Source organism: Pseudolactococcus laudensis, from assembly GCF_013449735.1.
In the GTDB taxonomy this organism is placed as follows: Bacteria; Bacillota; Bacilli; order Lactobacillales; family Streptococcaceae; genus Pseudolactococcus; species Pseudolactococcus laudensis.
The window spans coordinates 1-13,220 of record NZ_JACBNY010000007.1 but is presented as its reverse complement, the minus strand read 5'-3'; the positions used below and the strand labels follow the sequence as shown (position 1 = coordinate 13,220).

Genomic DNA, 13,220 nt, shown 5'->3' with positions numbered 1-13,220 from the left:
TATAACAAATTTGTTATGATTTGATAACAAGAAAACTATTTTACTTTTTAATTTGATAGCGCTAGAATTAAGTTAGTTAAGTCACAAACTTTGTAAGCGAATTCAAAGTTGTGCGGAAAGGAAATTGATATGAAACTTATCGGAATCGTCGGAACTAATTCTGACACCTCAACCAATCGAAAATTACTGCTATTTATGAAAAAACACTTTGAAGAGACAGTGGAGATTGATGTTTGCGAAATTGCTGATATCCCAGCATTTGATGAACCAGATGATAAAAAAGCGCCACACGAGGTGCAGCTTTTATCTGACAAAATCACAAGTTCAGATGGTGTGATTATCGCAACACCTGAATATGACCATTCTATTCCGGCTGCTTTGAAGAGCGTTCTTGAATGGCTTTCTTATACAACAAGACCTTTGATTGATAAACCGGTGATGATTGTTGGTGCATCTCATGGCTCACTTGGCACATCACGCGCGCAAGCCCACCTCCGTCAAATTTTAGACGCACCAGAATTAAAGGCAAGAATCTTACCAGGGGCAGAATTTTTCTTAGGTCGTTCTCTAGAAGCGTTTAGTCAAGCTAATGACTTACTTTATGCTGATAAAGTAGCAGAACTTGAAGGAGATTTTGCTGAATTTCTATCCTTCTTAAAAATAACAAATGAGATTAGCAGACAAAATCCTGAACAAACAGAGATTAAAAGAAAATTTGTTTGGGAACATATAGACGGAGGCATAGCATAATGAAATTTGTTGGACTTGTTGGCACAAATGCCAAATCATCTTATAATCGTTTGTTGTTACAATTCATGAAAACACATTTTAACGACAAAGCAGAAATCGAGATTTTAGAAATCAAAGACGTTCCCATGTTCAATGAATCAAAAGATGCGTCTTATTCACCTTTGATTCAAGACTTTAATCGGAAAATTGAAGACGCGGATGGCGTGATTATTGCAACGCCTGAGTACAACCACTCAATCCCTTCAAGTTTGAAGAGTCTCATCGAATGGTTGTCTTTCAATCTTCATCCGCTTGATGGCAAGCCAGTGATGATCGTTGGCGCATCGTTAGATGTGCAAGGCTCTTCTCGTGCCCAACTCCATTTGCGCCAAATTTTAGATGCACCTGGGGTGAATGCAGTTGTGATGCCGGGCTATGAATTTTTGCTAGGACAAGCAAATCACGCCTTTGATGAAGCAGGTCAACTCAAAAACGAAGGCACGATTGACTTCCTTGAGAGCTGTTTCCTTCGCTTTATGAAGTTCACTGAAGTCGCAAATATTCTCAATATTCCTGAAGAAGTGGTCTTTGAGGCTGGTGAATATGCAGTGACAACGCCTGGTCATAATGGCGATTTACCAATGGTTGTTAAATTCAGTCAAGAAAAAATCGAGAACATCGACATTGATACTTCTGGCGAGTCTCAAGGGATTGCCGATGTCGTCTTTACACGGATTCCGACACAAATTATTGAAGGCCAAACGCTCAATGTTGATATTTTGTCAGGCGCCTCTGTGACAAGTAATGGTGTGCTTGATGGTGTCGCAAAAGCTGTGAAAATGGCAGGTGCGAATCCTGATACCTTGAGAAAACGTTCAAAAGCACCAAGCGCCCAATACCATGGCGATGAAACATATGAAACAGATGTTGTGGTTGTCGGTGCTGGTGGTGCTGGATTAGCTGCGGCAGCAAGTATCTTACAACAAGGGAAACGCGTAATTGTCGTTGAGAAATTCCCAGCAGTTGGTGGCAATACCGTTCGTACTGGCGGACCAATGAATGCGGCAGACCCAGTTTGGCAAAATACTTTTGCAGCCAATGCTGGTGAGAGCCACACACTTCAAGAAATGGCCGCAATTGACGAAAGTCAAATCGATGCAGAATACTTGGAAGACTTTAGAGTCTTTAAAACACAAGTCGCAGCTTATCTCAATGATATTGATGGTCAAACAGGTTATTTGTTTGATTCAGCTATTTTCCACCGACTGCAAACTTATTTCGGCGGCAAACGGACAGACCAACTTGGTAATATCATCTATGGTCAATATGATTTAGTTAAAATCTTGACCGATCGTGCTTTAGAGTCTGTGAAATGGTTGGAAGAAATCGGCGTTGAATTTGATCAAGAAGAAGTGACGATGCCAGTTGGTGCACTGTGGCGCCGTGGTCACAAACCATTGAAAAGTGAAGGCTACGCTTTCGTTTCTGCCTTGCAAACCTTTGTTGAAAATAATGGCGGAAAAATCATTACAGATACGCCAGTTGATGCTTTCATCATTGAAAATGGTAAAGTAACTGGTATCGAAGGGACAGGATTAGCAGGAGGCAAGGTAACCGTTCGCGCCCAAGCAGTTTATCCTGACAACCGGTGGTTTCTGTGCCAACACTAAAATGCTTAAAGCCTACAATACCTATTGGACGGATATTGACGATGACATTAAGACATCAAATTCACCTGCGATTACAGGTGACGGGATTATCTTAGGTCAAAGTGCTGGTGCAGATTTGACCGGGATGGGATTCTCTCAAATGATGCCAGTATCTGACCCTGAAACCGGCGCTTTATTCACTGGGCTACAAGTACCACCTCAAAACTTTGTCATGGTGAATACATCCGGTAAGCGGTTTGTCAATGAATATGGTAGCCGTGACCAATTAACCCAAGCAGCGATTGATAATGGCGGTTTATTCTATCTGATTGCGGATGAGCATATCAAAAATACAGCTTATAACACCAGTCAAGAAAAAATTGATAGACAAGTTGAAAACGGTACATTGTACAGAGCAGATACGCTCGAAGACTTGGCAAAACAACTCTCGATTGACCCTGAAACCTTCGTGACAACGATTAACAACTATAATACTTACGTTGATCAAGGTGAAGATCCAGAATTTGGTAAAGACGTTTTTGACTTGAAAGTTGTCACAGCACCATTCTATGCAACACCAAGAAAACCGGCGGTTCACCATACCATGGGTGGTTTGAAAATTGATACTAAAACCCATGTTTTAGATCAGTCTGGCAAAATCATTTCAGGGCTTTACGCAGCTGGTGAAGTAGCCGGTGGGATTCATGCCGGCAATCGCTTGGGCGGTAATTCCTTAACTGATATTTTCACCTTTGGCCGCATTGCAGGTAAAACTGTTGTTGCCGATAAGTTAACCTAAGCCTTCATCGCATCATGCGATAAGAGACGGAGAAAAACATGAAACAGAATATGAACAGATGGCAAGTACTTATCGCCTCAACGGTGGTCTTACTTTGTACAGGGGCAATCTATGCCTTCAGTGTGTTTGCAGGACCACTAAGCGCGACAAAAAGTTGGGGTATGCCCGAAATTATGCTGGCTTTTACGATAAATTCAGCGGTCGCACCCATTCCCATGATTCTAGGTGGCTTTTTCACAGACCGTGGTCTGGCAAAATGGTCGATTACAGTTGGTGGTCTGATGTTTGGTCTTGGCTTTTGCCTATCTGGTTTAGCAACAAGTCCAACCATGCTTTATCTGACTTACGGTCTTTTGGCAGGTATTGGTCAAGGGTTGGCTTACTCAGGATGTCTGAGTAACACGATTAAACTTTTCCCTGATAAAAAAGGGCTTGCCGCAGGTATCATTACTGCTGGCATGGGTGGTGCTGCGATTATTGCGGCACCGATTGCCAATTTCTTTATTCAAAATTACGATGTTACTTTTGCCTTTCGTGTCTTAGGAATTGCTTATATGTTGATTATCCTAATCGCGAGTTTGTTTATCAAATCTGCATCAGGTAATCAGACACCAAAAACTGCGCAACCTATAGCAGGACAAGAAAAGCTTGATAATGCCAATAAAAATTGGCTAGACATGCTAAAAACACCTACTTTTTATATCATTTTCTTAATGATGTTTACAGGCGCTTTCTCAGGCCTGATGATTGCAGCAAATGCCTCGGTAATCGGCCAGCAGATGTTTGGCTTAACCCCAACAACGGCAGCTTTTTATGTCAGTCTTTACTCTTTGAGTAACTGTCTAGGGCGCGTGATTTGGGGAACGGTCTCTGATAAATTAGGTCGAAATAATACCTTGTATATCATCCTAGGTGTGATTATCTTAGCCTTTGTATTATTACTTAGCCTATCATCAGCTACAGGCTTTGCAATCAGCATCATGATTTTGGGCATCTGCTTTGGTGGTGTCATGGGGGTTTATCCGCCACTTGTAATGGAAAACTATGGCCCAATCAACCAAGGTGTCAACTATGGTATTGTCTTTTGTGGTTATTCTGTTGCGGCTTTCTTCGGCCCTAAAATTGCTGTCAGCATTGCCAAGAGTAACCAAGGGGATTTTTCAAAAGCCTTTTATGTGGCGATAGCAGTCGCTGTGGTTGGTTTGATTTTGAATTTTGTTTATCAAAAAGTGAAAGGTGCGGCTCAAAACTAAGGCCGTGCATACTAATTGTTTGATGATGTGATAAGACGTTGTGAATTGAGGTGATAGTAATTGCCTGAAGTCACAATGTCTTATTTTTCTGACTTTAAAAACAGGATAGGCTAGCTAAACCTATTATTTCTGTTATAATAGAAAAGATAGTCGCGTTGTCGACTTTTTATGAAGGAGAAATAAAGTGAATCAAACAACTAAAGAAAAGATGTTAGAAATCATCAAGAAGAAACAAGCCGTTGGTGGTCGTTCTAATCAAGAAACGCCTACCAAGAATGACCGAAAACACATGCGTAAAGGACCCAAAATCTACAATAAATAAGTAATAACTAGGGGAAAGTAAAAGGGGGAGAAGAGATGACAAAAACACCAGTACCACATTTTTCAGGCATACTAGGCAGTGCAGCCTATCCAATAGAAGCAGGACGATATCGCTTAATTTGGAGCGAAATTTGTCCTTGGAGTCAGCGTATTGCGATTCTTCGTCGTTTGTTGGGTCTAGAGGATATCATCAGTGAGGGTAAAGTCAATCCAGTCATTACTGAACAAGGGTGGCAGTTTTCATTAGACGAAGGTCAACGTGACCCAGTCTTAGATATCGACTATCTCATGGCAATCTATAAGCAAACTGATGCGGATTATCCAGGTCGTGCCACGATTCCTGTCATTGTTGAAGTGACAACGAAAAAAATCGTCAACAACGAGTCTCAAGAAATTATGCTACAACTCGAAACCAACTTTTCTGACTTTGTTAAAGCAGATGCACCTGACCTCTATCCCGAAAATCTACGCGCTGAGATAGACGCCCTGAACGCTATTTTACTAGAAGAAATCAATCAAGGTGTCTACAAGGTGAAAGCCGCTAAAACTCAAGCTGATTACGAAAAATACTTTAATATTTTTTTCAATCGACTTGATGAATTAGATGCTCGCCTAGCAGAACGACGTTTTCTTTTCGGTGAGCAATTGACGGACAGCGATATTCGTCTGTATGTCAGCTTAGCACGATTTGATGTAGCCTACTATACGACCTTCCGTGCTAACCGCAATTGCTTGACAGATTTTCCAAACCTCTGGCGCTATGCGAAAGAACTTTATCAAATCCCTGCTTTTCGGGAGACGACAAACTTCGATGCCATCAAAAAGGGATTTGCATTGAATAATTTAGAGGGGAATCCTAACCGTATTGTCCCCTTAGGCCCTGATACAAGTATTTGGGACAAATAATCAAAACAAAAAATTCTTCAGTCTTTTTATCAAGACTGAAGAATTTTTTATGTTTTAATCAAAGATATAATCGTCATCACTCATAGCCTCAACTTGACCAAGTAGGTAACCATTACCAACTTGTGAGAAGAAGTCGTGGTTAACTGTACCAGTTGAGAGACCATTCATGACAATAGGGTTGACGTCTGACGCATTGTCAGGGAAGAGTGGATCAAATCCGAGGTTCATCAAAGCTTTATTGGCATTATAACGCAAGAAGGTCTTAACTTCTTCAGACCAACCTAGAACGCCATAGAGGTCATCTGTATAGATTTCTTCGTTGGCATAGAGGTCATACAAAAGTTCGTAAGCCCAAGTTTTGAGTTTTTCCTGTTCGTCGCTAGAGAGTTCATCATAGCCAAGTTGGAATTTATAGCCAATATAGGTGCCATGGACTGACTCATCACGGATGATTAATTTGATAATTTCTGCGACATTGGCCAATTTATTATTGCCCAAGTAATACAAGGGTGTGTAGAAACCACTGTAAAAAAGGAATGTTTCAAGAAAAACTGATGCGATTTTCTTTTCAAGTGGTGTACCGTTTTTGTAGATACTGTTGACTTTTTGTGCTTTGTATTGGAGGTTTTCGTTGGTATCAATCCAAGAGAAAATCTCGTCAATCTCAGTCTTGGTATTGAGCGTTGAGAAGATAGAAGAGTAAGACTTAGCGTGAACTGATTCCATGAACTGAATGTTGTTTAGGACAGCCTCTTCATGTTGTGTCCGAGCATCAGCACGTAGAGAGTCCATACCTGTATCAGATTGGACTGTATCTAACAGCGTCAGGCCACCAAATACATGGCTGACCAAGTGGCGTTCAACGTCAGACAGACTACGCCAGTCGTCTAAGTCGTTTGAAAGTGGGATACGCGTATCTAACCAAAATTGTTCAGTTAATTTTTCCCAAGTTGATTTATCAATTAAGTCTTCGATATTATTCCAGTTGATAGCTTTGGTAAAGTTTGGATTTATCATTCTTTTTTCCGTTTCTAATCAAATCACGTCCCTAGTTGGACAATAATTCTATTTTAAAGATCAACGCGATAAGCAGACTACACGATATGCGGCAGTCTGCTTATTGATGATGGTCATTAAATCACGCAAGATTCACATTGGTTTGCACCAACTTCATCACCGTTGTCGGTAAATGTGCGGATGTAGTAAATTGATTTAACACCTTTGTGGTGGGCATAGTTACGTAAGATATTCAGGTCACGCGTTGTTTGCTTGGTATCTGTTTTCCATTCGTAAAGGCCGACAGGCATTTCGCTACGTAAGAACAAGGTCATTGACAAGCCTTGGTCAACGTGTTTCGTCGCTGCTGCATAGACATCAATCACACGACGCATATCCATGTCGTAAGCACTTGTATAGTAAGGAATCGTATCAGTCGCTAAATCGCGTGCTGGATAGTAGATTTTACCTGTTTTCTTTTCTTGACGTTCTTCGATACGTTGGGTAATGGGGTGAATACTTGCAGAAACGTCGTTGATATATGAAATCGAACCATTTGGCGCCACTGCTAGACGGTTTTGGTGGTAAAGACCGTGTGTCATGACATTTTGACGCAGTTCACGCCAGTCTTCAGCAGTTGGAATATGGATACCTTCAAATAAAGTGGCTACCTTATCAGAAAGGTGTTTATCTTCGATATATTGCTCGAAATAAGTCCCGTCAGCATAGGCTGATTTGTCGAAATCATCAAAAGTTTGACCAGTTTTGCGAGCAAAATTCATAGATGATTTAAGCGTGTAGAAATTCAACAGCATAAAGTAAATATCTGTAAATTCAATTGACTCAGGTGAGCCATAAACCATATGATGTTTAGCGAAGTAAGAGTGAAGTCCCATTGCACCAAGACCAATCGTATGGGCTTTTTTATTACCGTTTTTAATCGTTGGTACAGCATCGATATCTGAATGGTCAGTAACAAACGTTAACGCTTTAACCATGCTATCAATTGATTTCTCGAAGTTAGGAGATTGCATCAAGTTAACAACGTTTGTAGAACCCAGGTTACATGAAATATCAGTACCTAAAGTTTTATAAGTTTGGTCTTCGTTAAGTTCTGAGGCTGTTTGCACTTGCAAGATCTCTGAACACAAGTTACTCATGACAATCTTACCATGGATTGGGTTGGCTTTATTGGCAACGTCAATGTTAATGATATATGGATAACCAGATTCTTGTTGGAGTTTAGCAATTTCTTGCTCTAAATCACGGGCACGAATGCGATATTTTTTGATGTCATTATTGGCAAGGAGGTTATCGTATTCTGCAGTAATATCAATATAACTGAAAGGTTTACCATAGATACGCTCAACGTCATAAGGACTAAACAAGAACATATCCGCATTTTCGCGTACAAGTTCATAGTATTTATCTGGAACTGTTACACCGAGTGATAAAGTTTTCACACGTATTTTTTCATCAGCATTTTCTTTTTTAGTCGACAAAAAGGCCATGATATCAGGGTGGAAAACGCTAAGATAAGTCACACCTGCCCCTTGACGTTGACCAAGTTGGTTAGAGTAGGAGAAGCTGTCCTCGTAAAGTTTCATGACAGGAACAACACCGCTAGCAGCATTTTCAATGCCTTTAATCGGTGCACCCGCCTCACGGAGGTTAGAAAGGTTAATTCCTACACCACCACCAATACGTGAAAGTTGTAAGGCTGAATTGACCGAACGACCAATACTATTCATATCGTCAGTTGCTTGAATCAAGAAACACGATACTAGCTCACCACGACGCGAACGACCTGCATTTAAGAAACTTGGTGTTGCGGGTTGATAACGTTGGTGAATCAACTCATCAGCGAGTGATTGCGCTAATTCAGTATCACCATCCGCAAAATACAAAGCGTTCATCAAAATGCGATCTTCGATATTTTCTAGATAAAATTCACCATCGTTCGTTTTTAAGGCATATTGTTGATAAAACTTATAGGCAGCCATGAATGATTTGAACTGAAAATTTTGCGCATAAAGCCACTCAGACAGTTCAGTAATAAAAGCAATCGAATACTTTTTGATAAAATCTGATTCGATATAATCATGTTCTAGTAAATAGGCGATTTTTTCTGCAACTGTTGGAAAGGTTTTAAGATTAGGTCGCACATTTTCTTCGAAAAAGGCAAGTAAGGCCTCATGATCCTTGTGCAATGGAATTTGACCATTGACAGGGATATTGATTTCATTATTTAAACGGAAATATGACACATTTTCCAAAGTTTTTAAAGACATAGGTTAATAGCTTTCTAAGATAGAGTTGACAGCAGTGACATCTTCATTAGTCCCGTTGAACTCAAAATCATATAAAATCGGCACGTTAAACTCGGCCGATAAATCTTTAGCAGAATAAATATAAAGCTCAGCAAAATTGCGATTACCACTGGCGATAATCCCTTGGCAATTAGATGCGTTTTCTACCATAAAATCCCAAACCTCTTGAAGGATTTCCTTCTCGTAAGTTGGGATGATTAAAATAAATGGTTCAGATAAAGTGAGCGTATCCGTGACTTCGACAGCCTGGTCATCAGTTAGGGTTAGCTTTTTAACGAAACGGCTAACCTGTCGTGTCACGCTATAATAGGCAATTTTCATACCAATTTTGCCAATTCAGTAGGACGGAATCCTGAGAATGATACCTCATCTTTAACGATAATTGGTGCAGCCATAAAGCCCATTGCTTTAATTTGCTCGATATATTGTGGTTCTTCATCGATATTGATTTCTTTATATTGGACAGCTTTATCAGCTAACCATTTTTTAACCATGTTACATTGCATACAATTATTTTTTGAAAATACGGTTACCATTTGGATACCCCTTTTATTAGTTTATTGTCTCTATATTTTAGCAATAAAAAAATATCTAGTCAACAATTTTAACTAGATATTGTGATGTTTTTTCTAACAACCCACTAGATGTTGTGTTTTTGGTGGGTTATGTTCAAACCGAAGTTAAAAATATTTTCGGTTTTATTTCGGATTCTTGTGATATTATCGCGATGTCGAACGATAATGAAACAAGCTATAAATAAAACAATACTTGTAAATAACCAATCATAAGAAGTGAATATGAGATGAAAGGCTGGGAGAACTAGTACCAAAATAGCCGCGACACCTGCACTCAATACACTGGCAAATGACACCATGCTCGTTAAATAGAACGTAATAAAGAAAACAACGACCAATAGTAGGATGAATTTAGGACTATAACCTAAAAGCATACCAGCCGCTGTTGCGACAGCCTTACCGCCTTGGAAATGGTTGAAGATAGAAAAAGTATGACCTAGAACGGCGAATAAACCAAATAAGGCCGGTGAGATTGTCTCTATCCCGAAAATTAATGGTAAAACAGTAGCTAGTGTACCTTTGAGCAAGTCCATTGCAAAGACGATTGTACCTGCTTTTTTACCTAAAATTCTGAAAGTATTGGTCGTACCAATGTTACCAGAACCAAAGTCACGTAAGTTTTTGTGGAAAAAATAATGACCAATCCACAGACCCGAAGGGATCGAACCTAATAAGTAGGCGACTAATAATAATAATATCGTTATCATTACTACATTATATCAAAAAAACGACCGATTTGACATGCTAATATAAAAATTATATACTGGTGTTAGTTTTAAAAACTAACAAGTTAACAGGAGGGTGACATGTCAATCGCAAATCAATTGAAGCAACTCAGGGAAGCTAAAGGCTTATCCCAGCGTGAAGTAGCTAAAAAAATAGGAGTTGCCAATACCTCTTATTTTGCCTGGGAGCGTGGTAAAACAAAACCTAAAAAGGATAATTTATTGAAACTCTCTGATGTATTTGGTATTCCCTATGAAAAGTTAGTCAAAGATGAGGCGGCCGATTTATTATCAGCATTTCATCAACTAACAGATAAACGAAAGGAAAAAGTCATGAGCTATACACAAGATCAGCTGTCAGAACAAAATCAAGAGCAAGCTGAAAAAATCGTTAAGTTATTTCCATATAAAGTCTACGAAAAATTATCAGCAGGTACAGGATTTTCATATATGGACGATGGTAGCTATGATACTGTCTATTTTGATGCTGAATTATCGTATGATTTTGCCAGTTGGGTTTATGGCGATTCAATGGAACCGGTTTATGCTAATGGTTCTGTTGCCTTAATAAAAGATACCTCTTTTGATTATGATGGTGCGATTTATGCCATTGATTGGGAAGGGCAGACCTATATCAAAAAAGTCTATAAAGAAGAAGAAGGTTTACGACTTGTTTCTATTAATGAAAAATATCAAGATAAATTTGCACCTTATGATGAAGAACCGCGCATTGTCGGAAAAATCATTGGTAATTTCTTTCCAGTTGATGTCTAATTGAGCTATACCAATAAAAAACAGTTATCACTTGACATTCTATAATCTTTTGTTTATCATACATATATCGAGTTTGTGAAACGAATTATTGAACTATACCAATTTTAAGAAGAGGAAATAATATGTGTGGGATTGTCGGAGTAGTAGGAAATAAAAATGCGCGTGATATATTGATGCAGGGATTAGAAAAACTTGAATATCGCGGCTATGATAGCGCTGGGATATTCGTTACCAATCAAAATCAAAATGCAAAACTTATCAAGTCAGTTGGTCGAATTGCTGATTTACGCGAAAAAATCGGCATGGACATAGCCGGCACTGCAGGGATTGGTCATACACGTTGGGCAACACATGGTAAGCCTTCGGAAACCAATGCACATCCTCATACATCAACAGACGGTCGTTTCGTTCTAGTTCATAACGGTGTCATTGAAAATTATCTTGATATCAAAAATGAATACCTAGCAGGTGACGCTTTCAATGGTCAAACTGATACAGAAGTTGCTGTTCATTTGGTGGCTAAACTTGCTGAAACTGAGAACATTAGTACACTTGAAGCTTTCAAAAAAGCCCTAACAATTATTGAAGGTTCTTATGCTTTTGCCTTGATGGATGCAACCGAACCAGACGTCATCTATGTTGCTAAAAACAAATCACCACTTTTAATTGGTCTTGGTGAGGGTTATAACATGGTATGTTCAGATGCCATGGCTATGATTCGTGAAACAAGTGAATTTATGGAGATTCACGACCATGAATTAGTGATTTTGACTCAAAATGATGTTGAAATTCATGATTTAGAAGGCAATATCTTGTCTCGAGATAGCTACACAGCTGAACTTGACCTTTCTGACATCGGCAAAGGAACTTATCCTTTCTACATGCTTAAAGAAATCGATGAACAACCAGCTGTTATGCGTAAGCTCAGTCAAGTCTATGCAGATGAATCAGGTAATGTCAAAGTAGATGATACTATCGTTCAAGCTCTAATTGAAGCTGATCGTATTTATATTATTGCAGCAGGTACTTCATATAATGCAGGCTATGCAAGTAAGTATTTATTAGAAGAATTAGTTGAAAAACCAGTTGAGCTCGGCATTGCATCAGAGTGGGGCTATAATATGCCACGTCTTTCTAAAAAACCATTCTTTATTTTCTTATCACAGTCAGGTGAAACCGCTGATAGCCGTCAAGTTTTAGTGAAAGCAAATGAATTAGGTATTCCAAGTCTAACAGTTACCAACGTTCCAGGTTCAACTTTGTCACGTGAAGCAAGTTTTACCCTCCTCTTACATGCCGGACCTGAAATTGCCGTAGCCTCTACAAAAGCTTACACTGCACAAATTGCGGCCTTGGCATTCTTGGCGAAAGCCACAGGTACTGCAATTCACAATGAGAAAGCTACAAACTTTGATGTCGTGCACGAGCTATCAATTGTCGCACAGTCGATTGAAGCGACCTTGTCTGAAAAAGAGTTAATTGAAAGCAAAGTAACAGGATTGCTGGAAACAACTCGTAACGCTTTTTATATTGGGCGCGGACAAGATTACTATGTATCAATGGAAGCGAGCCTCAAACTCAAAGAAATTTCATATATCCAATGTGAAGGCTTTGCAGCAGGCGAACTCAAGCACGGCACAATCGCTTTAATTGAAGATAACACACCAGTTATCGCACTTATCTCAAACAACCCTAAAGTCGCTGCCCATACCCGTGGCAATGTATCTGAGGTTGCAGCACGCGGTGCAAACGTTGTGACGATAGTAGAACAAGACGCTGCCATTGAAGGCGACGACATTGTGATTAATAATGTTCATCCTTACCTATCAAGTATTTCAATGGTCATTCCAACACAACTTATCGCCTACTATGCTAGCTTACACCGAGGCCTAGATGTTGATAAACCACGTAATTTGGCTAAATCAGTCACAGTTGAATAGACTATATCTTATAGGAAGCAACCTTTCGAGGTTGTTTTTTTATAGTTTAAATTTATAATCTAAATCTTTGATTAAGAAAATGATTATCCGTATAATATAAAGGGCACCTCTAAAAACGTATGAAAAGAGGTATAATAGATTAAAAATAAGCTAACGAGGTATTGAAGATGAATTTATTTGGAGATAGCGACTATCTTGAAAAATTAAGTTTAAAAGGAGACCC

Annotated in this window: 11 protein-coding genes and 1 pseudogene; 7 read left to right on the top strand and 5 right to left on the bottom strand. The window is 39.3% G+C overall.

Features of this window, described 5'->3' with window-relative positions:
• Nucleotides 1-129 precede the first annotated feature (129 nt).
• From HZR21_RS05375 to HZR21_RS05355, 5 genes and pseudogenes are all read left to right on the top strand, one after another.
• Entirely contained in the window at nt 130-750 is a 621-nt protein-coding gene (locus HZR21_RS05375) for an NADPH-dependent FMN reductase (RefSeq protein ID WP_180746776.1), read from the top strand.
• Nucleotides 750-3,177 (top strand): annotated as a pseudogene (locus HZR21_RS05370) (flavocytochrome c). Before HZR21_RS05375 ends, HZR21_RS05370 begins: the two are co-directional and overlap by 1 nt.
• Nucleotides 3,178-3,215: 38 nt before the next feature.
• Nucleotides 3,216-4,430, top strand: coding sequence for an L-lactate MFS transporter (locus HZR21_RS05365; protein WP_180746775.1), 1,215 nt, complete (start codon nt 3,216-3,218; stop codon nt 4,428-4,430).
• A 184-nt stretch (nt 4,431-4,614) separates the two neighbouring features.
• Nucleotides 4,615-4,752 carry a hypothetical protein gene (locus tag HZR21_RS05360; protein ID WP_180746768.1) on the top strand — a complete coding sequence of 46 codons (138 nt, stop codon included), beginning with the start codon at nt 4,615-4,617 and terminating at the stop codon, nt 4,750-4,752.
• A gap of 35 nt (nt 4,753-4,787) precedes the next feature.
• Entirely contained in the window at nt 4,788-5,657 is an 870-nt protein-coding gene (locus HZR21_RS05355) for a glutathione S-transferase C-terminal domain-containing protein (protein ID WP_180746774.1), read from the top strand.
• Nucleotides 5,658-5,711: 54 nt separating this feature from the next.
• Here HZR21_RS05355 and nrdF read toward each other — a convergent pair whose 3' ends face one another.
• From nrdF to plsY, 5 genes are all read right to left on the bottom strand, one after another.
• Nucleotides 5,712-6,674, bottom strand: coding sequence for a class 1b ribonucleoside-diphosphate reductase subunit beta (gene nrdF, locus HZR21_RS05350; protein WP_219605575.1), 963 nt, complete (start codon nt 6,672-6,674; stop codon nt 5,712-5,714).
• Between the two features lie 116 nt (nt 6,675-6,790).
• Complete coding sequence (gene nrdE, locus HZR21_RS05345; protein ID WP_180746773.1) at nt 6,791-8,944, bottom strand: class 1b ribonucleoside-diphosphate reductase subunit alpha; 2,154 nt, start codon at nt 8,942-8,944, stop codon at nt 6,791-6,793.
• A gap of 3 nt (nt 8,945-8,947) precedes the next feature.
• Nucleotides 8,948-9,304, bottom strand: coding sequence for a class Ib ribonucleoside-diphosphate reductase assembly flavoprotein NrdI (gene nrdI, locus HZR21_RS05340; RefSeq protein ID WP_180746772.1), 357 nt, complete (start codon nt 9,302-9,304; stop codon nt 8,948-8,950).
• Nucleotides 9,301-9,519, bottom strand: a complete 219-nt coding sequence (gene nrdH, locus HZR21_RS05335; protein ID WP_040526073.1) for a glutaredoxin-like protein NrdH — start codon at nt 9,517-9,519, stop codon at nt 9,301-9,303. Before nrdH ends, nrdI begins: the two co-directional genes overlap by 4 nt.
• Nucleotides 9,520-9,623: 104 nt before the next feature.
• Nucleotides 9,624-10,265, bottom strand: coding sequence for a glycerol-3-phosphate 1-O-acyltransferase PlsY (gene plsY, locus HZR21_RS05330; protein WP_180746771.1), 642 nt, complete (start codon nt 10,263-10,265; stop codon nt 9,624-9,626).
• Between the two features lie 99 nt (nt 10,266-10,364).
• On the opposite strand from plsY, the gene HZR21_RS05325 reads away from it, so the two are divergent.
• Together HZR21_RS05325 and glmS are read left to right on the top strand one after the other, a co-directional pair.
• Nucleotides 10,365-11,057 carry a LexA family transcriptional regulator gene (locus HZR21_RS05325; RefSeq protein ID WP_180746770.1) on the top strand — a complete coding sequence of 231 codons (693 nt, stop codon included), beginning with the start codon at nt 10,365-10,367 and terminating at the stop codon, nt 11,055-11,057.
• A gap of 122 nt (nt 11,058-11,179) precedes the next feature.
• Nucleotides 11,180-12,997: a glutamine--fructose-6-phosphate transaminase (isomerizing) gene (gene glmS, locus HZR21_RS05320; protein ID WP_180746769.1), complete on the top strand. Its 1,818-nt coding sequence runs from the start codon at nt 11,180-11,182 to the stop codon at nt 12,995-12,997.
• Nucleotides 12,998-13,220 lie beyond the last annotated feature (223 nt).